Source organism: Brevibacterium sp. 239c, assembly GCF_900169365.1.
Taxonomy (GTDB): Bacteria; Actinomycetota; Actinomycetes; order Actinomycetales; family Brevibacteriaceae; genus Brevibacterium.
Genome location: NZ_FXZH01000002.1, coordinates 189,705 through 213,132, shown reverse-complemented (window position 1 = coordinate 213,132; position 23,428 = coordinate 189,705). Strand labels below are relative to the sequence as shown.

Here is a 23,428-nt window from a genome sequence, read left to right as displayed (position 1 = left end):
AGAAGCGTGTTATCGAGACACGTTCGTCCTCACAGCACGTGCGACCAATGATGGTCGCACGCAGAGCACACCAATCTAAGGATTCCTGCATGGCTTCCGTCCTCACGCGGTCAGCGATCGTCGCGCCGAAGAACTTCAACCGATGGCTGATCCCGCCTGCCGCTCTGGCGATCCATCTGTGCATCGGCCAGGTCTACGCGTTCAGCGTGTTCAAGATCCCCTTCATGTCGCACTTCGACGCCGGTGAGGTCTCCATCGGCTGGATCTTCTCCATCGCGATCCTCATGCTCGGCATCTCCTCGGCCGTCTTCGGCCCGTGGGTGGAGAAGAACGGCCCCCGCGCATCGATGGTCGCCGCAGGCACCTGCTGGGTCGTCGGATTCTTCATCGCGTCGATGGGGATTCTGACCGGTCAGCTGTGGCTCGTCTACCTCGGCTACGGCGTGATCGGCGGCATCGGTCTGGGCATCGGCTACATCTCGCCGGTCTCGACGCTGATGAAGTGGTTCCCCGACCGCCCAGGTCTGGCCACCGGCCTGGCCATCATGGGCTTCGGCGGCGGCGCACTCATCGCCAGCCCCATGTCGAATCAGCTGATGAGCATGTACGGCGGCGGCACGGAACCGGAGAACCTGGTCGCAGGCCTGACCCCGACCTTCATCACCCTCGGCATCGTCTACGCCGTGGTCATCGCCGCCGGTGCCTTCGTCATCCGAGTCCCTCACCCCGAGTGGTCGCCGAAGGGCTTCGATCCTGCCAAGGCGACGACCAAGCCCATGCAGACCAAGGGCAACGTCTCCGTTCGCAATGCGATCCGCACCCCGCAGTTCTGGTTCCTGTGGGTGGTCCTCTTCCTCAACGTCACCGCCGGCATCGGCATCCTCGAGAATGCCGCGCCGATGATCCAGGCCTACTTCGGCATCACCGCCGCGGCCGCAGCAGGATTCGTCGGTCTCCTCTCGATCGGCAACATGGGCGGTCGCTTCATCTGGTCGACGACCTCGGACTACCTGGGCCGGAAGAACAACTACATGATGTACCTCGGCCTCGGGCTGCTGCTCTACCTGATCGTCGCGCTCTTCGGTGGCAGCTCCATCGTCCTGTTCATCCTTGCGACGCTGGTCATCATCTCGTTCTACGGCGGTGGCTTTTCAACAATTCCCGCCTACCTCAAGGACCTGTTCGGGGTCTATCAGGTCGGCGCGATCCACGGCGCCCTCCTCACCGCATGGTCTGCGGCAGGCGTGGCCGGCCCCCTCATCGTCAACTCCGTCGTCGAGGCCGGAGAGAAGGCCGGCAAGACAGGGCCCGAGCTCTACACGCCGGGCATGTACATCATGGTCGGCGCGCTGGCCATCGGCTTCATCGCCAACATCCTCGTCCGTCCGGTCAAGGAGAAATTCTTCGAACGCGAAGAGGACGTCAAGGCCAAACAGGCCGCCGCCCTCGAAGGCGACAACTGAAAGGCTGGGAGGAAGACCATGAGCGAATCCACACCCACTGCACACGTCCCGCTCGAGGGCTCACCGCAGTCACCCGTCGGCAGTACATACAAGGCGGTCGGTTCGACCCTGACGGTCGTCGTGGTCGGCGGTCTCCTCTGGGGCCTGGCGCTGACCGTGATCAAGGCCGTGGCAATCTTCACCGGCTGAGAACCACCCGCACCCTCCCCGAGGCGGCCCTCCGATTCATTGCCCGCTGGTCCGGGCACGTAGGATCGTTCCATGCCGAATGACGAGAACTCCGCACCACACCAGAGCTCTCACGGCGGATCTCGAGTGCCCTGGGGATCGATTCTGCGCAATGTGGCATTGGCCCTGGCCGTGCTCGCGGGACTGTGGCTGGTGTTCAATGTGCACCTGCCCTCACTCGACGGAATCCAGAAGCAGATCGCCGACGCCGGTTTCTGGGGCTTCGGCATCTTCATTCTGCTCTACGCGGTCGTCGCGGCCACACCGATCCCCGTCACCATCATGGCCGTGGCAGGCGGCCTGGCGTTCGGCCTCGTATTCGGCACAATCCTGTCGATGATCGGTGTCCTGGCCGGCTGTTTCGGAGGCTATTGGATCTCCCGCGGCCTGGGACGAGAAACCGTGATGAGGCTGCTGGGCAATCACGCCGAGGCCGTCGAATCACGTCTGACAAACGGCGGTTTCTACGCGGTGTGCATGCTTCGCCTAATGCCCGGCTTCCCCTACTGGCCGGTGAACTACGGCAGCGGAGCGCTGGGCATCAGGAGCCGCACGTTCCTCATCGCCACCATCGTCTCAGCGCTGCCGGGCCAGCTGTCCCTTGTCGCCGTCGGCGCATTCATCGGGAACCCCGGTGTCTTCACCGGCACTGCCGTCGCCATTTCGTGGGCACTGGTCATCGTGCTCACGATCCTCACCTTCCGCCGCTGGAAGTCGGAGCAGAAGGGCTCGACGGAGCAGAAGGACTCGACGTCCAAGTCAGCGCAACCTGAGCAGTCACAGCAGGCTGAGCAGTCAGAGCCGGGGAAACAGGCTGAGCCGACGGACCGGACTGACACAGGCGAAGACGCCTCGAACAGCTGAGCTTATGGCACAGCTCAGCCGCTCAACGCCGGCCTTGGGTCACCCGAAATTCGGTGCCCGACGCTCCTGGAAGGCCTTGAATCCTTCTGCATAGTCCGGGGTCTGACGAGCGGTCTCTTGGAGGTTGGCCTCTTCGGCAAACACCTGCGCCAGAGTCGGGCGCTCATCGGCGATCTTCTGCACGAAGCCCTTTTCCATCGCGAAGGCCTCAGCCGGACCACTCACGATCTTCGCCAGCTTCGCTTCGACGAACTCACTCAGTTCCTCGGCTGGAACCGCGCGGGACACGACGCCCGCGGCTGCAGCCTCGGCGCCGGTCATGAAATCACCGGTGATGATGAGGTCCATCGTCCGGTGATACCCCACGCGGTCGAGGAACACATGGTGGGCGCCCGAGTCGAGCATCGCGCCGATCGCGGCGAAGGGCGAACCGAACTTAGCGTTGTCGGCTGCGATGATGATGTCCGCAGCCGCCGCGACCCCGAAGCCCAGCCCCAGCGCCGCACCCTGGACCTGCGAGATCACGGGGATCGGCAGCGCACGGATCGCCTGGAAGACGGGGGTGAAGATCTCGGCGAGGAACGCGTGCGCGTCATCTGTTTCGACGTCGACGGCCGAGATGTCGCGACCTGAGCTGAAGACCTTGCCCTCTCCCCTGATCAGGAGCGCGCGAACGCTCGGGATCGCTTCGGCGACCTTGGACACTGCCGCCGCGAGGTCGCGGAGGTTGTCAGCATCCAAGGCGTTGCGGGATTCGGCTCCGTCGAGGACGATCTCGGCGATGTTTCCCCGGTTGGACAGTCGGATCTCGGTCACGTGTGCTCCTTCGCAGATGACAATGGTGCAGATGAAAACGGCAGGCAGGCTTGGTGCCTAGCTGGTCACCAAGTATAGAATCCCTGGCCGGACTTTCGGCCCAGCTCACCTGCTGCGACCTTGTCCTTGAGCAGCTGTGGCGGTGCAAACCTGGGTCCCAGCTCCGCTTCGAGATGCTCGGCGATGCCGAGGCGGATGTCGAGACCGACGATGTCCGTGGTCTTCAGCGGCCCCGCCGGGTGGCGGTAGCCCAGGGTCATCGCGTTGTCGATGTCCTCGGCACTCGCGACTCCTTCCTCGACCATCCGCACCGCTTCGAGAGCCAGAGCCACGCCGAGGCGGCTGGAGGCGAATCCGGGCGAATCCTTGACCGTGATCGCCGTCTTCCCCAGCCCCTCGACCCATGACTTTGCGACGTCGACGAGTTCCGGCCGGGTGTGGGTGCCGACGACGACCTCGACGAGGTCGGACACGGGGACGGGATTGAAGAAGTGCAGTCCGATGAGCGCCTGGGGCCGTGGCAGGCCGGCGGCGAGCTCGTCGATGGACAAAGCGCTCGTGTTCGTGGCGATGCTCGCGGCGGGCGCGTGCTTCGCGATGGCGGCCAGGATCTCCTGCTTGAGTTCGACGATCTCCGGGACCGCTTCGACGACGAGCAGTGCCTGATCGAGCAGTGTGGGATCTCGTACGACCTCGACGCTGCCCTTGACCTCGAGGCCCTTGGACTTCGATTTCTCGATCGAGGCGTCGACGCGTTCCTTTGCTGCGGCCACGGTCTCATCGGTGTTCTCGATGATGATGACGCGAGACCCAGCGGTGGCGAATGCGTGGGCGATGCCTGCACCCATTCGGCCGCCGCCGTAGACGCCGACGGTCTCTGGAACCTGGGCGGAGTTTTTCACCTCCGGGGTGTGCACGGCGTCAGGTTCGTGTGCAGCCTCAGTCTGCTGCGGCGTCTGCTCGCTCATTCGGTGGTGCCTTCCTGATCGGTGCGCGGTCCTGCCTGATCGGTGCGCGGTCCTGCCTGTTCGTCCATGGCCTGGGTCGCCACGGCTTCGGCCTTCTTCCGCTTCTTCGCTTCCCGTTTGGCCAGGAATGCATCCATGCGGGTGTACTTCTCTTCGGTTTCGAACAGCACGGCCTGGGCCAGATTGTCGATGAGCGGGTGCGCTTCGCGTGGAGCATGGAACGCCGACTTCGAGAGCCGCACTGCCAGCGGTGCGAAGCTCGCGATCCGATCGGCAAGAGCCTGACCCGCGAGTTCGAGGTCTTCGGGGTCGACGACGTCGTTGAGCAGTCCGATCGATTTGGCTTCATCGGCCTGCAGCGTGCGCCCGGCCAGCAGAATCTCCTTGGCCCGAGGCTCGCCCACAAGTTCGCGCAGACGCCACGCAGCGCCGGCCGCGGCGAGGATGCCGAGTCCGGTCTCGGGGTTGCCGATCTTCGTCGTGGGTGTCCCGATCCGGAAGTCACAGGCGAAGGCGAGTTCCGCACCGCCGCCCAGAGCGAAGCCCTCGACGAGAGCGATGACGGGCATCGGCAGTTCCTGAATCCGAGTGAAGACCTTCGAGTTGATGCCGGCCAGTGCCTCTTGGCGGCCGCGATTTCTCAGCTGCCCGATATCGGCCCCTGCGGCGAAGACGCCGTTCGAGCCGGTGAGGATGGCGACCTTCGGCTCGACCTCAAGCTCGGCGCACACCTCATGGAGGGCATCGACCATGTCCTGGTCGATGGCGTTGCGCACCTCTGGCCGGCTGAGTCGGATGATGACGCGATCCGGGAGGCGTTCGACGACAAGCGGGGAATTCCCGCCGCCGGCACCGCTGGCCGGGTCGGTCGCTGCGCCCCCGCCGCCGGCGCTCATACTCGCTCCAACAGGAGTGCCGAGCCCTGGCCGACACCGACGCACATCGTCGCCAGTCCGCGCTTGGCATCGGCCTGTTCGAGACGGTTGAGCAGGGTCAGGGTGATGCGTGCGCCCGAGCAGCCCAGGGGGTGGCCCAGCGCGATCGCTCCGCCGAAGCCGTTGACCGTCTCCGGATCAAGCCCCAGATCGCCCATGCAGGCCAGGGACTGGGAGGCGAAGGCCTCGTTGAGTTCGACGGCCTCGAGCTGGTCGACGTTCCAGCCCACACGGTCAAGGACCTTGCGGGTGGCCGGGACGGGTCCGATGCCCATGATCTCCGGGGAGACACCAGCACTGGCACCGCTGACTACGCGTGCCCTGGGGCTCAGACCGTGCTTCTGGGCATAGCGTTCGCTGACGAGGATCGTGACGGCGGCACCGTCGTTGAGCGAGGAGGAGTTGCCGGCGGTGATGACTCCCCCGGGTCCGTGGATCGCCCGCAGCTTCGCGAGCTTCTCCGGGGTAGTGTCCGCACGTGGTCCCTCATCGGCGCTGATATCGCCGATGGGCAGGATCTCGGGATCGAACTTGCCTGCCTCCTGGGCGGCCAGCGCCTTCTGGTGGGAGGCGTAGGCGAAGGCATCGAGCTCTTCGCGGCCCAGTTTCCACTGCTCGGCCACACGTTCAGCGGTCTGGGGCATCGACAGGGTGGTGTCCTCGCCGAAGGCGGGGTTGGTGAAGCGCCAACCGATCGAGGTGTCCCAGGACCTGCCCGGCTTCGACCAGGCCCGCTGAGGCTTTTCGGTCACCCATGGGGCACGGGTCATCGATTCGACGCCACCGGCCACGACCACATCGGCGTCGCCGGATGCGATCATCTGCCGGGCCGTCGTGATCGCGGTCAGTCCTGAGGCGCAGAGGCGGTTGACGGTGAAGCCGGGCACGGATTCGGGCAGACCGGCCAGCAGCACGGCCATGCGGGCGACGTTGCGGTTGTCCTCTCCGGCCTGGTTCGCCGAGCCGAGGATCACCTCGTCGATGTCGGTCGGGTCGACGCCTGACCGCTCGACAACGGCTTTGAGCGTGGCCGCAACCAGATCATCGGGTCGCTGATCAGCGAGTACTCCGCCGTAGCGGCCGATGGGTGTGCGCAGTCCGTCCAGGATGAATGCCTCGGGCATGGGTCTCCTCAGGTGTGGTGTGTGGTGGCGCGTCGATGATCCTCAAGCCTAATCTCGAACAGAGATCGACGCTTGAGGATCCCAGCGATCACGAGTCGTAGTCGACCGTGACCTCGGCGCTGACGGGGAAAGTCTGGCAGGTGAGGACGAAGTTCGCCTCCACCTCGGCGTCTTCGAGGGCATAGTTGCGCACCATGTCGACCTCGCCGCCGCAGATCTTGGCGCGGCAGGTTCCGCAGACTCCGCCCTTGCAGGCGAAAGGCAGATCCGAACGCGATTCCTGTGCGGAGTCGAGGATCGTCTTGCCCTGCGACATCGCCGAGGTGGTCCGTCGTCCGTCGAGGACGATCGTGACGTCACTGGTGGCACCCTCGACGATCTTGTCCGCGTGGACGACCTCTGGTGGCGGTTCGTCGACGTAGAAGAGTTCGAAGTGGATCTTGTCCTTGGGCACACCGAACTCGGCGAGCACCGCGCGGGCGTCGCTGAGCATGCCGAAGGGCCCGCACAGCCACACGTGGTCCATATCGCCGATGGGCACCAGGTTCGTCAGGAGTTGGCGCAGCTTCTCCTCGTCGAGGCGACCGGAGAAGAGATCGACTTCCCGGGGCTCGCGGGACAGGACGTGGATGAGGTCGAGCTGCTGGTTGCGGGAGTCCTTGAGGTCGGCGAGCTCCTCGGCGAACATCACGGTGTTCGTGTTCCGGTTGCCGTAGAGCATCGTGACCGAGGCGGCGGGGTTCGACAGAACGGTCGTGGCGATCGAGAGCATCGGGGTGATGCCCGAGCCTGCGGCGATGCACAGGTGCCGGCCGCCGAGCTCAGGGTCGGCCTGGAAACTTCCGCTGGGTGGCTGAACCTCGATGGTCTCACCAGGGCGAACGTCACGGACGAGCCAATTGGAGAAGAGTCCGTCGGGGATCTCGCGGACGCCGATGCGCGGATTCGTTCCGGCCGGTGCGCAGATGGAGTAGGAGCGGCGGTGTTCTGCTCCGTCGATCATCCGGCGCAGAGTCAGGGACTGCCCTGCGGCGAAGTCGAAGATCTCAGCGTATTCGTCCGGGACGTCGAAGGTCACTGCCGCTGAGTCGTCGGTGAGGTGGTCGACGGACTTCACGGTCAGCGGGTAGAAGCTCGATCGGGAGGCGCCTTCGCCCTTGACGGCCGGGTCGGTCGGCTGGGTCGTGGAAGCCACCTCGGCGCTCTGATTGATCGTTTCGGTCATCTCAGATCTCCTTCACATGTTCGAACGGTTCGAGGCAGTCGTTGCACTGGTACATCGCCTTGCACGCGGTCGGCCCGAACTCCGAGGACAGCTTCACATTCGCCGACCCGCACAAGGTGCAGACCAGGGCCCGCTTCGTGGGCATCAGGGTCAGAGCCACCGGCCCCGTATGCCGAGGCGCCTGCCCGGGTGGGGAGATTCCGGCACCCTTGAGTGCTTTCCGCCCTTCCTCGGTGATCCAGTCACTCGTCCAGGCCGGCGTCAGGGACACCCGCACCTCGGCGTCGGGGAAGCCCGCGTCCTGGAGTTCGCGCTGCAGATCATCGCGCATCGTCGCCATCGCCGGGCAGCCCGAGTAGGTAGGGGTGATGGTCGTGACGACGCGTCCGTCTTCGATCGCGACGTCACGGAGCACGCCGAGGTCGACGAGCGTGAGCATCGGCATCTCCGGGTCCGTGACGCGAGCCGCGGCTATGCGGGCACGATCGAGCGCCTCGGCGTCGGTGCCGTTCGACCGGGCGGAAGTGTGCTCACGGTCTCCGTGGACGGTGGAAGCGTGGGGCTGAAGTGTTGCGGTCACCATTGTCCTTTCGGGTATTGGCGAGCGACTACCTGCATGTCGGCGAGCATCTTCGAGAGTGCTTCGGTGTGCAGTCCGTCGCGGCCCTTCTGTCCTCGGACACCGGCCAGAGCGCCGCGTTCGGGGCGCTCGATTCCGGCTGCCGCGAAGACCTGGTCGAGGATGACTCCTGCCTCATCGGCCACCTCGGCGGGATCGACTCCGATGCCTGCCGCCGCCACCGAGGCTTCGACCGGGTGGGTTTCGAAGAGTTCGTCCCACAGCGGCCAGAGTCCTTCGAGTGCGGTGAGCAGGCGAGACTTCGACTCCTCGGTGCCGCGGGCCAGGGTGAGGACCCAGCGACCAGCGAAGTCACGGTGATAGGACATCTCCTTGACACCCTTGACCGCAATGGCCGAAAGCACGGTGTCTCGGCTGGACTGGAGGCGTTCGAAGATCGCCAGGCGCCAGGTGGAGTAGATGAGGATCTTCGCGACCGCCTCGGCGAAGTCACCGTTGGGCACCTCGGCAAGACGGACGTTGCGGAACGCCAGATCCTCGCGGAAGAACGCGAGACGGTCCTCATCGGGAACCGGTGAGCCCTCGGGCAGCTCGGGCACCAGACTCGGATCAGCGGCAGCCGTGCGGGCGAGCAGCAACCGGGACTGGCCCAGCAGGTCCAGGGCGATGTTGGCCAACGCGATGTCCTCTTCGAGGTCAGGCGCATTGGAGCACCACTCGGAGATCCGCTGGGAGAAGATCAGCGCGTCGTCGCCGAGCATCTGGCAGTAGACCGCGAGATCCTGAGCATTGACGCCCTCGGGAACGGTCGTGTCGACTCCGGCCAGTGGGTCCTCGAAGTCGGTGCCGAAGGCCCAGTGCTCGTCATTGATGAGCAGGCCGGAGTAGGCGTTCTCGTGGTCGCCGTGCTCGATGTTGGCTCCGGCTTCGTCGTGGTCGACGTGGATGGAAGGTTCGTTCGTCATGATCGCCGTCTCCTCACATGTGGGGGACATCGTCGGGGATGTCGTAGAAGGTGGGGTGGCGGTAGACCTTGTCGCCGGCAGGGGCGAACATGGGGTCCTTCTCGTCGGGGCTGGAGGCCGTGATCGACGAGGAGCGTACGACCCACAGGCTCACGCCTTCATTGCGGCGGGTGTAGACATCGCGGGCGTGACGCAGGGCCATCTGGTCATCGGGGGCGTGCAACGATCCGACGTGGACATGGTTGAGTCCGCGCTTGCCGCGCACGAAGACCTCGTAGAGGGGCCATTCGCCGCGGACGCTCGGGGTGCGGGTCTCTGCGGATCCGGCGCCGGTGCCCGGTGTGGTCTCTGCGCTCATTTGGCGGCCTCCTCGGCGGTGGTGTCAGCTGTGTCGGCTGTCGGCGTTTCGGGCGAATCGGTGGGAGCGGAGTCCACGGCGGAGTTCTCGGCGAAGGCCAGTGCTGCGTCGCGGACCCAGGCCCCCTCGTCCCAGGCACGCTTGCGGTGGGCAACGCGCTGATCATTGCAGGGACCATTGCCCTTGACGACGGACCAGAACTCGTCCCAGTCCGGGGTCGAGAAGTCGTAGTGGCCGCGTTCTTCGTTCCACTTCAGTCCCTCGTCGGGGAAGGTCACGCCCAGGGCCTCGGCCTGCGGGACGGACATGTCGACGAACTTCTGACGCAGCTCATCGTTGGTGTGGGTCTTGATGCCCCATTCCATCGACTGTTCGGTGTTCGGCGAGTCGTCATCGGGTGGGCCGAACATCATAAGTGCCGGCCACCAGAAGCGGTTGACCGACTCCTGAACCGAGGCCCGCTGCTCATCGGTGCCGCGCATCATCGTCATCAGCAGCTCGTAGCCCTGACGCTGGTGGAAGGATTCTTCCTTGCAGACGCGGATCATGGCGCGACCATAAGGACCGAAGGAGGTCCGACACAGGGGCACCTGGTTGACGATCGCGGCACCATCGACGAGCCAGCCGATCGTGCCGACGTCGGTGTAGGCCAGCGTCGGGTAGTTGAAGATCGAGGAGTACTTCTGCTTGCCGGCGATGAGCTTCTCGGTGAGCTCATCGCGGGAGGCGCCCAGGGTCTCAGCGGCCGAGTAGAGGTAGAGGCCGTGACCGGCTTCGTCCTGGACCTTGGCCAGCAGGATCGCCTTGCGACGCAGTGAGGGCGCACGGGAGATCCAGTTGCCTTCGGGCTGCATGCCGATGATCTCCGAATGAGCGTGCTGAGCAACCTGCCTCACGACGGTCTTGCGATACTTCTCCGGCATCCAGTCGCGCGGTTCGATTCGGTCCTTGGCTCCGATCGTCGCGGCGAACTGTGCCTCGAGTTCTGATTCGTTGATTTGCGTCGTCATGACCACTCCACCCTTGGATGCGCCCTTCCTGGCGGTGCGCTGTTTCAAATTCTGCACCGCTGAGGACTGTGCGTTCGGGTCGACCATCGTACGACCGTCGACCCGGGACAACCATTTACTGACCGTTTGTTCTGTATTGTTCACTATCAGTGTGGCACACCCCACGCCGAGGTGCAACGCCGGAGCACCAGGTCGTCTCCGGGCCGCGGATGACCCATCGGCACTCGGGTCGCGCGTCGAGACTCGCCTCGCAGCGGCCTCACCGAGAACCGCACGCTGCCCCGAGACACTCCCGTGCGCCCCCGAGTCTCGGTGCAACGCGCGGTCCGCGGCGAGGCTAGACTGACCTGCCACCACCGGGCCGCAGGCGACGCGATACCGTGGTCCGACTTGACAGCGACGCCGATCACAACCATATTTATTGACCAGATGGTCGTTTATTCTTCGAAGGTGCCGCGACCGGGAGCTTCGGGCTGCTGACAGCCATCGTCCACATGCGCTCACCACTGCCCGGCAAGTGATCGCCACAGCAATCAGCGACTCGAAGAGGAGCCTGACATGGGAGAGCCCAGTCCCGAGGCAACGACAACCGCTCGCACGGCGGCGTCTGCGGACAGCGCGAACGTTGATCCCGAAACTGGTGCCGCCGTTAAGCCCGAAACCGGCGCCGCGGCGATGTTCGCCAATGACCGCGCCTCTCAGCACCTGGGCATCACGGTCGACGATCACGGCCCCGGCTGGGCACGGTGCTCGATGACGATCACCGAGATCATGGCCAACGGGCACGACATCACCCACGGCGGCTACATCTTCCTCTTCGCCGACACCACCTTCGCGATGGCCTGCAACTATCCCGGCTCGATCACCGTCGCCTCGGGAGGAGACATCGACTTCCTCAAACCCACCTACGTCGGCGACACACTCGTCGCCCGCGGCAAAGAGATCGTCAAACAGGGCCGCTCGGGCATCTACGACATCGAAGTCACTCGCGGAGACGAGATCGTTGCGACCTACCGCGGCCGCTCCCGCACGCTGCCCGCACGAAAGCCCGCGACTTCCTGACACGAGGTCCCACCGCGGCCCTGGTACGGCCCTGACACGGCGCCCCACCTCGGCGCCCCACAGATTGCTCAGCACAACAAGATTCACCAAGGAGACAACGATGACTGCCAATGATCGCGACGCCGGACAGCGTATGAGCCTCGATGAGCTGCGCGCAGATCAGCTCGCCAACCTCAAGTCGAGCGTCACCAAGGTGTACGAGAAGGTGCCGTTCTACAAGAAGGCTTTCGACGACCTCGGCGTGACTCCGGCGGACATCACCAGTCTCGACGACATTGCGAAGCTGCCATTCACCAACAAGCAGGATCTGCGCGACAACTACCCATTCGGCATGTTCGCAGTTCCGCGTGAAGAGGTCGCTCGCATCCACGCGTCTTCGGGCACGACCGGGCTGCCGACGGTTGTGGGCTACACACTGGGCGACCTCGACTCGTGGGGCAGCCTCATCGCACGCTCCATCCTCGGTGCCGGCGGCAAACGCGGGCAGATGATGCACAATGCCTACGGCTACGGACTCTTCACCGGTGGCCTCGGCGTCCATGGCGCCGAGCGTCACGGGTTCACAGTCGTCCCGATCTCCGGCGGTCAGACGCAGCGTCAGGTCCAGCTGATCCAGGACTTCAAGCCCGACATCATCACGGCGACCCCGACCTATCTGCTCACGATCCTCGACGAATTCCACAAACAGGGCGTCGACCCCACCACAACGAGCCTGCAGACCGCGATCTGCGGCGCCGAACCGTGGACGGATGAGATGCGCAAGGAGATCGAGAAGTCCTTCAACATCAACGCCGTCGACATCTACGGCCTCTCCGAGGTCATGGGCCCGGGCGTGGCCTGCGAGTCGGTGGACACCAAGGACGGACCCACGATCTGGGAGGACCACTTCTACCCGGAGATCGTCGATCCCTACACCGGCGAGGTCCTGCCCGATGGTGAGGAAGGCGAACTCGTCTTCACCTCGCTGACGAAGGAGGCCCTGCCGATCATCCGCTACCGCACACACGATCTGGCGAGCCTGCTGCCGGGCACCGCGAACCCGAACTTCCGTCGCATCTCACGCATCACCGGCCGCTCCGATGACCTCATCATCATCCGCGGCGTCAACGTCTACCCGGCCAACGTCGAGTCCGTGCTCTTCGAATTCGCACACCTCAGCCCCCACTTCCAGCTGGTGCTCACTCGCCCCGGCCGGATGGATGAGGTCACCGTCGAGGTCGAGTGCCGTGAAGGCGTCGGAGCCGCGGAAGTCGAAGGTCTGAACAAGCTCGTGGCCGCGCGGATCAAGGAACGCCTCGGTGTCTCCTCGACCGTATCCGTGCTCAAACCGGGCGAGCTGCCTCGCTCGGTGGGCAAGATCAAGCGCATCATCGACCGCCGTGAGGGCCTCAGATGAGCTCCCCCATGAGGCGGGCTGCGGTGCCGTACGCGGCAGCCGCGGTCCAGGCTGGTTAGACTGGTGCGCATGCCGAAAACGACTTCACCTGCGCCGACACCCGACCTCGAGTCCTGTGTCGATCCGGCCGTGGACGCAGCGACGAAGCCCACCGACGCCGAGGCGGGCGCATCGGACCAGCCCAAGCGCACCCGTCGTGGACGGCCCGGTTACGACCGGGAGACGCTGATCAACAAGGCCACAGAGGTCTTCGTCTCTCGCGGATACGACGGTACGTCCATGGACACGGTGGCACGTGAGCTCGGCATCACGAAGTCCGCGATCTATCACCATGTGAAGTCGAAGGAAGAGCTGCTGCACCTGGCGATCAACCGCGGCATTCGCGCCCTTGATTCCGCGGTCGAGGCCGAAAGCCAGCGGACGGGGTCGGACGCCCTCACACGTCTGCGCTCCGCCGTCCATGCCAGCGTGGTCATCCTCATCGAATACCACCACTCGGTGACCCTGCTTCTGCGGGTCCGCGGAAATTCGGACATCGAGCGCAGGGCCCTCGAGGCACGACGGAGGATCGACGATAAGATCCGGGTTCTCGTCGCTGCGGCGATCGAGGAGGGCGGGCTGCGTTCGGACTTCACACCCGGTCTGATCACGCGTCTGCTCTTCGGCATGGTCAACTCCATCACCGAGTGGTATCGGCCCAGCTACCCCGCCGCCCCTGAGAAGATCGCCGACGCGGTCACCTCAATGGCCTTCAACGGCCTCGAAGCCTGACAGCTCTACCCTGCGAAGTCGCGCAGCGGCAGTCCTCTCACGCCCACCTCGGCGACGAAGAGGGCACCCGCCAAGGGATCCTCAGCGGTGTCCACGTTCTCCTGCGATGTGGTGATGAAGAGCCGATCGAGGCTCTCCCCGCCGAAGGTGCAGGCGGTGACCTTGCCGGCCGGAACGTCGATGACTGCGTCCAAGGTGCCATCCGGTCGGTAGCGGTGAACCGCTCCCCTGTTGACCACGGCCGTCCATACGCAGCCTTCGCTGTCGACGGTGAGTCCATCGGGGCGACCGCCGTCAGGGAGTTCGACGAGGACCCGATGGTTGAGCAGTCCCTGATCGGGATCGAAGGCGAAGACGCCAACCTGCCCTGTGGGTGTGTCGTTGTAGTAGGCGAGTGAACCGTCAGGGCTCCACTCCAGACCGTTGGATACGGTCACTCCCTCGAGCATGACGTCGACCCGGCCTTCGGGGCTGAGACGATAGAGCGAGGCAGCACCGGGACTCTGGTCGTAGGCCATCGATCCGCACCAGAAGTTCCCCTGCGGATCGCAGCCGCCCTCATTCATGCGGATGCTCGGCGAAGCCCAGACCTCAGGCAGAGCAGTGACCTGCCCATCGGGACCTTCGAGGGCGAAACCGCGCTCGATTCCGATGACCGCGCCACCGCCTCGGCGAGGTCGGACCGCCGCGGCGACCTCGGCGACGTGACGGCGTTCGACGTCGTCATCACGCAAGGTCAGGATGTCACCGGCGAGCATGTCGACCCAGCGCAGACCGCCCCAGGACGGCGACCACGCGGGCCCCTCGCCGTGGTAGACGATCGGATCGGTGACCTGTTCGGCCCTCATGACTGTGCTCCTTCCGACTGGTGCGCTGAACTTGTTTGCTGCCCTGCCGGCGGCTGCGAATCCGGGCCGGCGCTGCCCGCAGGATAGTTCTCCATCGGCACGGTTCCTGCCTCCCAAGCTTCGAGGACCGGGGTGAGGATCTGCCAGGCCAGCTTCGACTCCTCCGGGCCTGCCGCCAGATCTGACTCTCCTTCGAGGGCGCTCTTGAGCACGTGTCCGTACGGGGAGAAGTCCGGCCGCGGCTGCTCACCGGTCAGACTCATCGGAGTCATCCTGTCGCGGGAGCTGCTCGAATTGAGGTCGAGTTCAACGTCGAACGGTCCGTCGAGGCCGATCCACAGTCGCGCGCCCTGCTGAGCGGACCCGACCGGGCGGAAGAGGATCTCAAGGCCCTTGCGCGAGTGGGCGAGCGCCTTTCCCGTGCGCAGACGGAACCGGGTGCCAGCCCAGCGGGGAGAATCGATGTGCAGGACAGCCTCGGCGAAGGTCTCGGTATTGCGGGTCCCATCGACACCGTCCTCGTCGATGTAGTCGGGCACCGCCTTCGCCGCGGCCTCCGGCTCATCGGCCAGCGTCCCCGCGGTGTAGCGGGCGCGGCGAGTGGAGGTCGCAACGTCAGCGGCAGACAGCGGCCGGACGGCAGACAGGAGCTGGGTCTTGCGTTCTCGCAGCTCTGCCGCATTCGGCCATCCGGATTCGATCCCGTCTGGCCGGTCCATGGCGCTCATCGTCAGCACCTGCATCATATGGTTCTGCAGGACGTCCTTGAGCGCTCCTGTGCTGTCGTAGAACCGGGCCCGGCCCTCGAGCGCGATGGCTTCATCCCACAGCACCCGGAACTCCTCGATATGTTCACTGTTCCAGACGGCCTCGGGCAGCGGATTGGCGAATCGAAGCGCCAGCATCGCCTGCACAGGAGCCATGCCGAGCGCATGGTCGACGTTGAAGACGATCGAAGCGGCATCGTCACCGAAGAGCTCGCCGAGGAGGTCGTCGAGTTCCTGCGCACCGTCGAGGTCATCTCCGAAGGGCTTCTCCATCGCAATCCGGCTGCCTGTTGGAAGGTCAGCGGCGGCCAGGGCACGCAGCGCATCAGGCATGAGTCCTGTGGGCAGTGCGAGGTAGACGGTCACCGGCGAATCCTGTCCGCGGCCGGTTTCTGCCAGAAGATCGGCCATATCGGCCGGGTCGGTGACATCGGCGGACCGGTATCGCGTTCGGTCGAGGATCCACCGGCGGGCGCATTCCGGATGGTCGGCGCCGTGCTCGTTCAGCTTCGCCTCCGCGTGGTCGCGGTAGTCGTCCTCGCTCATATCCCGAGTGGCGGACGCCATGAGCGAGAAGCCCTGCGGCAGCGCGTCGACGGCGGCGAGCTCCGCCAGAGCCGGGAGCAGGAACCGTCCTGCCAGGTCACCGGTGGCTCCGAAGATGATGAGGTGTGCGTTCAATGTGCTCTCCTGTCGACGGACTGCTGCCACCCACGCTACCGCGTCAGCACGAGGCTGGTTGTCGACGGTGATGTTCTCCGCAGGAACACTCAGTCGCCTCGATTTTCGCCCAGGGTTGCCAGGCCTGCCACGAGGATCCACCCCAAGGTCGCGTCCATCTGACCGAGCAGCTCATCGCGCGGGGGCTGATAGTCGCTGATAACCCAGTCGACGACCATCTGCACGCCGGCGCCGACGAGCATGTCACCGAGGATTCTCTGCTGGCCAGCGGTCAGCTGGGGGCCGGCAGCCGTCGCGGACAGGCGACTTGCGAGCTCATCACCGATCGTTCGACCCTGTCGTCGATAGAGTTCGTCGACGCGCGCACTGACTCCCAGAACCTCGAAGAGGTGGACTCGGGCCTGCACCGGGTTGGCCTGGGCCCAGGCGAGGAAACCGCCCATGAATCCTCGCAGCACCGCCGCGGCATCCTCACCGCCGCCGGCGAGGACGGAGGCGCGCAGGTCGGCGACCACTCGCTCATAGACCTCGCAGAGGAGGTCCTCCAGAGTGGCGAACGACTCGTAGAAGTAGCGCTTGTTGAGACCAGCTTCCGCACAGACCGCACCGACCGTTGCAGCCCGATAGCCTTGAGTGCCGAAGAGCGAGATCCCAGCCGTGACGAGCTGCTCACGACGTGCACTCTCACGCGCTTCCCGGCTGGCCCCGGCATACGGTCGTCCCTGATCACTCACAATGTGATCTTGACAACAAAGCCCAGCGAACGCAAACTGGTACGACTCCGTACCAGAAAGGCCAGGAATGACATCCAGCTCGCCAGGCAACACCGCGCTCAACGCCGAACGGCGGGCGCGGGACCTCGCGGAACTCGCAGAGACGGAGGCCTCGGGCGCTGAACCCTTCGACCTCGTGGTGATCGGTGGCGGGATCACCGGTACAGGTGTTGCACTCGATGCGGCCTCCCGTGGCCTGAGCGTCGTGCTCGTTGAGCGCGGGGATCTCGCGTCGGGCACCAGTGGCTGGAGTTCGAAGCTGGCCCACGGTGGTCTGCGCTATCTGGCGAAGCTCGACGTTCCGATCGCGTGGGAATCCGCGGTAGAACGTGGCCATCTGATGCGCCGGATCGCGCCGCATCTGATCCGGCCGGTCAAGATGCTCTTCCCGCTGCACACCCACGTCAGCCATTTTGATGCCGCACTGACGGGGACCGGATTCTTCGCGGGAGATGTGCTGAGAATGCTGGCGCGCACCCCGAAATCACTGCTGCCCCACCCCCACCGGATCTCGCCTGGCGAGGTCTGCCGACTCGCTCCGGCCACGGCTTCCAGCGGGCTGCGCGGTGGACTGCTCAGCTGGGACGGCCAGATCGTCGACGATGCCCGGCTCGTGGTGACCATGGCTCGCACGGCTGCGGCCCATGGGGCGCGCATCATCACCTATGCCACCGCCACAGGGGTCGAATCCGGCGTCGAATCCCGTGTCGAATCCGGACGAGTCCAGGTCACCGATCGGCTCACCGGGAAGCCTCACACCATTCGTGCGAAGCAGATCATCAACGCCGCCGGCGTCTGGGCCGATTCACTCTCCGAGGATGTCGAGCTCGCTCCGTCCAAGGGCTCGCACCTGCTGGTTCGGGCCGAGAGCATGGGCAATCCGACCGCTGCCGTGACCGCGCCGGTCCCCGGTCACTTCGGCAGGTTCGTCTTCGCGGTGCCCTGGGACGACGGACTCGTCATGATCGGCCTGACCGATGATCCACACACTGGTCAGATTCCCGAGCGAGCCCGCCCGGACGCCGAGGAGCGGACATTCCTGCTCGACACCATCAACGCCGTGCTGGAGAACCCGCTCACACCCGAGGACGTGGTGGGCAGCTTTGCCGGGTTCAGGCCACTGCTCAAGGGCAAGGCCGACTCCGGTGCCGACCTCTCACGCAAACACGCGCTGCTGCGAGACTCAGCCACCAACCTCCTCACCATCGTCGGCGGCAAGCTCACGGCCTATCGGCGCATGGCCGAAGACGCCGTGGATGCGGCGGTCGAGGCCGGCGGGTTGACAGCCAGACCGTGCCGCACCACGACGCTCAGCCTCGTCGGCGCCGGCACACCGAGAGCAGGTCTTCCCAGCCATCTGGTCCGCCGCTACGGTACCGACGCCGAGGCGGTCGCCTCCTACAGTGCCGATGACCCTGCGCTGAGTGAACCGGTCAGAGCCGGAATTCCGCTCAGTCGCGCGGAGATCAGGTTCGCCGTCGAGCACGAACTCGCCGTCACCGTTGAGGACGTCATCGACCGCAGAACCCGCTGGGGCCTCGTCGACGCTGATCGGGCCGACCTTGCCGCTGCCGTGCGCAAGCACGCCCCAGAGCTTCTCGAAACCAGCGAGCCGACCGAGACCGGACAGAATGCGCGGCTCGCACAGCCCACACGACCCATACGAACCACACAGGACGAAGGATGACCCCCATGGAGAAGACTCAACCGAGGATGCGCTGGTGGGGCTGGGGCGAGGACGGCCATGACGACCCGGTCAAGCCCGGCGCCAAGAAGATGCTGACCGCAACCTGCGGCTGGCCCAAAGGTGTCAACCACACGCCGATCGATCTCGACGCCGTACAGCTGCCCGAACCCGATCTTCCTGGGCGGGCGCGTGCTCAATTCATCGAGCTGCTGGGTGCCGACTACGTTCGCGAGGATCATGCGACCCGCGTCTCCCATGCCGCCGGACGCAGCCTGCCGGACCTGCTGCGCCTGCGCAGGGGCACCATGCCCTTCGCCCCCGATGCCGTGCTCTACCCGGAATCCGAGACCGAGGTCGACGAGCTGTTGGCCATCTGTCAGGCGGAGCGCATAGCGGTCGTGCCCTTCGGTGGCGGCACAAGCGTCGTCGGAGGTATCGCCGCGTTCCGCCCCAACTTCCGCAGCTGCGTGTGCATCAGTCTGGCTCGCCTCGAGGAGGTCCTCGATATCGATGAGGAATCCTTGACGGTGACTGCCCAAGCCGGAGTCTTCGGCCCGGACCTCGAGGAGAAGCTGCAGTCTGAGGGCTTCACACTCGGCCACTTCCCGCAGTCGTTCGAGTTCAGCACCGTCGGTGGCTGGGTCGCCACACGATCGGCTGGTCAGCAGTCGAGCGGCTACGGTCGCATCGATGACAACGTGTTCGGTCTGCGTGCCTCGACTCCAAGCGGCCCGATCACACTGCGTTCGACACCCGCCACAGCGGCCGGGCCCAACCCTCGTCAGATGTTCGTCGGGTCCGAGGGCACGTTCGGAATCATCACCCAGGCCACGTTGCGAATCAAGTCTCTGCCCGAGGCGATGCTGCCGGATGCCTGGTTCTTCCGCGACTTCCACTCGGGTGCCACGGCACTGCGTGAGCTGGAACAACAGGGACTGCGTCCCGACATTGCGCGACTCTCCGATGTCAACGAGACTGCGTTCGGTCTGGCGCAGCTCGGCAGCGACGTCCAACGCAAGGGCCTCCTGGCCTATCTTCGCGCTCGAGGAGTCACCACCCCCTGCATGCTGGTGCTGCGTTACGACGGCCCCAAAGCGGAGGCGAGGGTGCGCCGGTCCACCGGGCGTGAAATCGCGAAGAGGCACCGGGGCGTCAGCGTCGGCGGCAGTCCCGAGACCATGTGGGAGAAGCACCGCTTCTCGACCCCATATCTGCGCGATCAGCTGCTGACCGAAGGCATCATCGTCGAGACGATGGAGACGGCCGCACCCTGGAGCAGGATCGAGGACCTGCACGAGACGATCAAGCAGGACATCGAGAAATCACCGGCCGAGCGCGGCACGCCGGCTCTGGTGCTGTGCCATATTTCTCACCTCTACACCTCCGGCTGCTCGCTCTATTACACCGTGTTCGCTCAGCAGCAGGAGGGCCAGGAGATGGAGCAGTGGAAGGCGCTGAAGACAGCGGCCAGTGATGCTGCGGTCAATAACGGCGGCACGATCACCCACCACCATGGCACCGGAGCAGACCATGCACCGTGGCTGCCCCAGGAAACCGGCGATCTGTGGTTGCAGATGCTGCGCGCAGCGAAAGCCGAAGTGGACCCGGAAGGAATCATGAATCCGGGAAAGCTCATGCACGGACCGACGGAACTATGACCACCGCACCGCCGCCGCTGTCGGTGCCCGTCATCCTCAACCCGGCAGCCCGTCATGGAGCAGTCTGGAAGCGGATCGAACCGGTCAAAGCAGCCTTCGCCGCTAATGGGATGACAGCGCAGCTGATCGAATCCACCAGCGAACAGCACGCCGGAGAGCTGGCCGCACACTATGCGGCGCAGAATGCAGCACTCGTCGTCTCTCTGGGTGGAGATGGAATGGTTCGCGCTGTCGCTGCCGGACTGATCGGCACACAGACCGCTCTGGGCATCGTCGCTGGAGGGCGAGGCAATGACCTCATCGGCAAGCTCGGCATTCCGAAGGGAATCGAAGCCGCCGTCGCCATCATCGCTGAGGGACGCGACCGCTCCATCGATGTCATCGACCTCAACGGGCGGATATCGGTGGGCAATGTCTGTCTCGGACTGGACTCCGCAGTCCAGGTCTATGCCGATTCGGTGCACCGAATCAAGGGACACTGGGTCTATCTGTACGGCATCATCCGCGCAATCCTGGCGCCGCAGCGCATTGATCTGTCACTGATCCTCGATGGCGAAGAGGTCGACTTCCGCGGATACACGGCAGGCTTCGCCAACTCCGGCCGCTACGGAGGTGGACTGAAGCTCTCTCCGGGAGCGAAGATCGACGACGGTCTCATCGATGTGGTGCTGCTCAGGGACGTGTGGCTGCCGCGGTTGGCCGTCGAGCTCGTAGCGTTCTCGCTGGGACTGCGCGCCTTCCACCCGCATATCACGTTTCGTCACGCCCGTGAGGTGTCCATTGCGGCCCGCGAGGGAGCCGCGCCGGTCGAGATCGTCGCCGACGGTGATGCCGTCGCACACACCCCCGCCACACTCTCGATCCGACCAGCGGCGCTGCGGGTCCGCGTTCCGCGCTGATCTGCCGAGGGTCTGCCGGACTGAGCCCAGCCGGGACACGCCCGAAGCACGGCCCGGCCCGACACAATTACGCCGGCGATTATTCCTTCGCGACCAGGGTCAGCACGTCGTAGTTCGCGACGGGTTCGTCGTTCTGGTTGACGACCTGAGCGTCCCAGCGGACCTCGCCGTACTCATCGGTCTCACGCGGAGTGATGCGCTTGGCGGTCAGTGTGACCTTGAGCGAATCACCTGGTGAGACCGGGGTGATGAAGGTCAGGCCTTCGAGACCGTAGTTTGCGAGCACCGGGCCGGGGTCCGGCTGGACGAAGAGTCCTGCGGCGAAGGACACGATGAGGTAGCCGTGAGCCACGCGTCCCGGGAAGAACGGGTTCGCGGCCGCCGCCTCCTCGTCGGTGTGGGCGTAGAAGGTGTCGCCGGTGAACTCTGCGAAGTGCGAGATATCCTCGAGCGTGACTTCACGCCATTCGGATTCGAGGGCGTCGCCCACGCGCAGGTCCGCCAAGGTTTTCGTGAACGGGTGCTGACCGGCCCGGCGCTGGGCTCCGTTCACCCACTCGCCGCCGATGGCGGTGAGCATGTCTGGGGAGGCCTGGATCGCGGTGCGCTGCATGAAGTGCTCGACGCCGCGCAGGCCGCCCATCTCCTCGCCGCCGCCGGCACGTCCCGGCCCGCCGTGGATGAGGGTGGGCAGGGGTGAGCCGTGTCCGGTCGATTCCCCGGCGTCATCGCGGTCAAGGACGAGGATGCGTCCGTGCCAGGGGGCGACCTGACGGACGAATTCGGTGGCGAACTCGGCATCGTGGGTGATGACCGAGCCGACCAGGGAACCGCGTCCGCGGGCGGCCAGACGCACAGCCTCCTCGGTGGAGGAATAGGTGATCAGCGAGGTCACCGGGCCGAAGGCCTCGATGTCGTGAACGGCGTCGACCCAGGGGTCGTCGACCTCGAGCACGGTGGCCGCGACATAGGCTCCGCCGAGGTTCTTCGCCAGTTCGTCCGAGGCTTCGCGTCCGCCTGTGAGGACGCGTGCCCCCGCCGAGGTGATCGTGTCGATGGCGTCGAGAACGTCGGAACGCTGTTTGACAGAGACGACCGGCCCCAGCCGCGTCGCCTTCTCACGAGGATCGCCGACACCCTGCGTCTCGAGTTTCGTGACGAGCGCCTCGGCGACTGCCTGCTTGTGCTGCTCGGGGACGAAGGTACGGCGGATCGCAGTGCACTTCTGCCCGGCCTTGACGGTCATCTCGGCCACGACGCCGGAGACGAAGAGGTCGAATTCCTCGGTGCCTGGTCCGGCATCGGGACCGAGCAGTGAGAAGTTGAGCGAGTCCGCCTCGGCGAAGAAGCGGGTGCCGCGATCGCGTACGCAGTCCAGGCCGCCGAGGTGCTTGGCTGTGTTCGCGGAGCCGGTGAAGGCGATCGCGTCCTGCTCTGCCAGGTGGTCGAAGAGTGGGGTGACATCACCACTGATGAGCTGGAGGGCACCGTCGGGCAGCAGTCCGGATTCGATCATATCCGCGACAACGGCGCGGGTCAGGTGGGCGGTGTCGGTGGCGGGCTTGACGACGACGGGGATGCCGGCCACGAACATGGGGCCGAACTTCTCCAGCATGCCCCAGACGGGGAAGTTGAAGGCGTTGATCTGGAGCGCCAGGCCCTGCCGGGAGGTCAGGATGTGGCGGCCGACGAAGGTGCCGTTCTTCGACAGGCGCTCGATTCCCCCGTCGAGGTGGACCGTGGAGTTGGGCATCTGCCGACGGGCCACACCAGAGTAGGTGAAGAGGGTGCCGATGCCGCCCTCGATGTCGACGAAGCCGTCGCGTTTCGTGGTGCCGGTGGAAAACGAGATCTCGTGATAGTTCTTGGCGCGCTCCATGAGGTAGGCGCCGAGCTTCTTAAGGATGACGCCGCGCTGGTGAAAGGTCAGCTTCTGCAGTTCGGCGATGCCTGTGATCTTGGCGTAATCGTCAACGGCCTTGAAGTCGATGCCGGACGAAGAGACGTGATGGAGGAGCTGCCCGTTGGTCGCATCATGGACGGCTCGGGCACTGCTCGTGTCTCCGCTGGGGGTGTGCCAGTCGCCTGCCACATACGAACTGAGAATTTCGGTCATATCGTCTCTCCCTGGTCGAACTCTGTCTCCCGGTGCACGGCGGCCGACATCGGCACCGCTGCCGCTTCCTGAAGGCAATACTAACCAATTGGTCGGTTATTGTCATTGAGCTGCCGCCCGAGTGACAGCGATCACCATCTGCACTATGCTCGAAAGTAATTACTGACCATTCAGTCACTTGCGCGTACGCACCGGCGATCACTCAGAGTCGAGGACCACCGCGTTCGCCGCACG

The 23,428-nt window shown here is 65.1% G+C and carries 22 protein-coding genes; 9 read left to right on the top strand and 13 right to left on the bottom strand.

The features are described 5' to 3' along the window. Window positions 1-89 precede the first annotated feature (89 nt). The 3 genes from BSP239C_RS02785 (at window position 90) to BSP239C_RS02780 (ending at window position 2,555) form a co-directional block, all read left to right on the top strand. Complete coding sequence (locus BSP239C_RS02785) at window positions 90-1,463, top strand: OFA family MFS transporter (RefSeq protein WP_101570087.1); 1,374 nt, start codon at window positions 90-92, stop codon at window positions 1,461-1,463. Between the two features lie 18 nt (window positions 1,464-1,481). Next, entirely contained in the window at window positions 1,482-1,652 is a 171-nt protein-coding gene (locus BSP239C_RS20660) for a hypothetical protein (protein WP_180958899.1), read from the top strand. 72 nt (window positions 1,653-1,724) lie between these two features. Beyond that, window positions 1,725-2,555, top strand: coding sequence for a TVP38/TMEM64 family protein (locus tag BSP239C_RS02780; RefSeq protein ID WP_101570086.1), 831 nt, complete (start codon window positions 1,725-1,727; stop codon window positions 2,553-2,555). A 39-nt stretch (window positions 2,556-2,594) separates the two neighbouring features. Here BSP239C_RS02780 and BSP239C_RS02775 read toward each other — a convergent pair whose 3' ends face one another. The 9 genes from BSP239C_RS02775 to paaA all read right to left on the bottom strand — a co-directional run bounded on the left by BSP239C_RS02775 (window position 2,595) and on the right by paaA (window position 10,536). Then, the gene (locus tag BSP239C_RS02775) at window positions 2,595-3,371 is read right to left on the bottom strand and encodes an enoyl-CoA hydratase/isomerase family protein (protein WP_101570085.1); all 777 of its coding nucleotides are present in this window, start codon (window positions 3,369-3,371) and stop codon (window positions 2,595-2,597) included. 65 nt (window positions 3,372-3,436) lie between these two features. Beyond that, window positions 3,437-4,339 carry a 3-hydroxyacyl-CoA dehydrogenase family protein gene (locus BSP239C_RS02770; protein WP_101570084.1) on the bottom strand — a complete coding sequence of 301 codons (903 nt, stop codon included), beginning with the start codon at window positions 4,337-4,339 and terminating at the stop codon, window positions 3,437-3,439. Beyond that, entirely contained in the window at window positions 4,336-5,235 is a 900-nt protein-coding gene (locus tag BSP239C_RS02765; protein ID WP_226841626.1) for an enoyl-CoA hydratase/isomerase family protein, read from the bottom strand. The genes BSP239C_RS02770 and BSP239C_RS02765 overlap by 4 nt, the downstream gene beginning before the upstream one ends. Further along, window positions 5,232-6,398 carry a thiolase family protein gene (locus BSP239C_RS02760; protein WP_101570083.1) on the bottom strand — a complete coding sequence of 389 codons (1,167 nt, stop codon included), beginning with the start codon at window positions 6,396-6,398 and terminating at the stop codon, window positions 5,232-5,234. Before BSP239C_RS02760 ends, BSP239C_RS02765 begins: the two co-directional genes overlap by 4 nt. An 88-nt stretch (window positions 6,399-6,486) precedes the next feature. Beyond that, window positions 6,487-7,623, bottom strand: a complete 1,137-nt coding sequence (gene paaE, locus BSP239C_RS02755; RefSeq protein WP_219618830.1) for a 1,2-phenylacetyl-CoA epoxidase subunit PaaE — start codon at window positions 7,621-7,623, stop codon at window positions 6,487-6,489. Window position 7,624: 1 nt separating this feature from the next. Then, a complete protein-coding gene (gene paaD, locus BSP239C_RS02750; RefSeq protein WP_374701011.1) occupies window positions 7,625-8,206 on the bottom strand; it encodes a 1,2-phenylacetyl-CoA epoxidase subunit PaaD in 582 nt (193 codons plus the stop codon). Further along, window positions 8,200-9,168: a 1,2-phenylacetyl-CoA epoxidase subunit PaaC gene (gene paaC / locus BSP239C_RS02745; RefSeq protein WP_101570082.1), complete on the bottom strand. Its 969-nt coding sequence runs from the start codon at window positions 9,166-9,168 to the stop codon at window positions 8,200-8,202. Before paaC ends, paaD begins: the two co-directional genes overlap by 7 nt. A gap of 13 nt (window positions 9,169-9,181) precedes the next feature. Continuing rightward, window positions 9,182-9,526, bottom strand: coding sequence for a 1,2-phenylacetyl-CoA epoxidase subunit PaaB (gene paaB / locus BSP239C_RS02740; protein WP_101570081.1), 345 nt, complete (start codon window positions 9,524-9,526; stop codon window positions 9,182-9,184). Further along, window positions 9,523-10,536 (bottom strand): 1,2-phenylacetyl-CoA epoxidase subunit PaaA, encoded by a 1,014-nt coding sequence (gene paaA, locus BSP239C_RS02735; RefSeq protein WP_101570215.1) that lies wholly within the window; start codon window positions 10,534-10,536, stop codon window positions 9,523-9,525. The genes paaB and paaA overlap by 4 nt, the downstream gene beginning before the upstream one ends. A 558-nt stretch (window positions 10,537-11,094) precedes the next feature. On the opposite strand from paaA, the gene paaI reads away from it, so the two are divergent. The 3 genes from paaI (at window position 11,095) to BSP239C_RS02720 (ending at window position 13,765) form a co-directional block, all read left to right on the top strand. After that, window positions 11,095-11,598 (top strand): hydroxyphenylacetyl-CoA thioesterase PaaI, encoded by a 504-nt coding sequence (gene paaI / locus BSP239C_RS02730; RefSeq protein ID WP_101570080.1) that lies wholly within the window; start codon window positions 11,095-11,097, stop codon window positions 11,596-11,598. 100 nt (window positions 11,599-11,698) lie between these two features. Next, entirely contained in the window at window positions 11,699-12,994 is a 1,296-nt protein-coding gene (paaK, locus tag BSP239C_RS02725; RefSeq protein ID WP_101570079.1) for a phenylacetate--CoA ligase PaaK, read from the top strand. 69 nt (window positions 12,995-13,063) lie between these two features. Next, window positions 13,064-13,765, top strand: a complete 702-nt coding sequence (locus BSP239C_RS02720; protein ID WP_101570078.1) for a TetR/AcrR family transcriptional regulator — start codon at window positions 13,064-13,066, stop codon at window positions 13,763-13,765. A 5-nt stretch (window positions 13,766-13,770) separates the two neighbouring features. Here the strand turns inward: BSP239C_RS02720 and BSP239C_RS02715 are convergent, their stop codons facing one another. The 3 genes from BSP239C_RS02715 to BSP239C_RS02705 all read right to left on the bottom strand — a co-directional run bounded on the left by BSP239C_RS02715 (window position 13,771) and on the right by BSP239C_RS02705 (window position 16,795). Beyond that, the gene (locus BSP239C_RS02715; protein ID WP_101570077.1) at window positions 13,771-14,613 is read right to left on the bottom strand and encodes an SMP-30/gluconolactonase/LRE family protein; all 843 of its coding nucleotides are present in this window, start codon (window positions 14,611-14,613) and stop codon (window positions 13,771-13,773) included. After that, entirely contained in the window at window positions 14,610-16,061 is a 1,452-nt protein-coding gene (locus BSP239C_RS02710) for a glucose-6-phosphate dehydrogenase (protein ID WP_180958898.1), read from the bottom strand. The genes BSP239C_RS02715 and BSP239C_RS02710 overlap by 4 nt, the downstream gene beginning before the upstream one ends. An 89-nt stretch (window positions 16,062-16,150) precedes the next feature. After that, on the bottom strand, window positions 16,151-16,795 hold the full coding sequence (locus BSP239C_RS02705) for a TetR/AcrR family transcriptional regulator (protein WP_180958897.1): 645 nt from the start codon (window positions 16,793-16,795) through the stop codon (window positions 16,151-16,153). 67 nt (window positions 16,796-16,862) lie between these two features. Here BSP239C_RS02705 and BSP239C_RS02700 point away from each other — a divergent pair, with 67 nt between their 5' ends. The 3 genes from BSP239C_RS02700 to BSP239C_RS02690 are packed head-to-tail and all read left to right on the top strand — an operon-like array spanning window position 16,863 to window position 21,078. Beyond that, window positions 16,863-18,521, top strand: coding sequence for a glycerol-3-phosphate dehydrogenase/oxidase (locus tag BSP239C_RS02700; RefSeq protein WP_101570075.1), 1,659 nt, complete (start codon window positions 16,863-16,865; stop codon window positions 18,519-18,521). A 5-nt stretch (window positions 18,522-18,526) separates the two neighbouring features. After that, complete coding sequence (locus tag BSP239C_RS02695) at window positions 18,527-20,179, top strand: FAD-binding oxidoreductase (RefSeq protein WP_101570074.1); 1,653 nt, start codon at window positions 18,527-18,529, stop codon at window positions 20,177-20,179. Beyond that, a complete protein-coding gene (locus BSP239C_RS02690; protein ID WP_101570073.1) occupies window positions 20,176-21,078 on the top strand; it encodes a diacylglycerol kinase family protein in 903 nt (300 codons plus the stop codon). The genes BSP239C_RS02695 and BSP239C_RS02690 overlap by 4 nt, the downstream gene beginning before the upstream one ends. Window positions 21,079-21,157: 79 nt before the next feature. On the opposite strand, the gene paaZ is transcribed toward BSP239C_RS02690, so the two are convergent. Further along, window positions 21,158-23,194, bottom strand: coding sequence for a phenylacetic acid degradation bifunctional protein PaaZ (paaZ, locus tag BSP239C_RS02685; protein WP_101570072.1), 2,037 nt, complete (start codon window positions 23,192-23,194; stop codon window positions 21,158-21,160). Window positions 23,195-23,428 lie beyond the last annotated feature (234 nt).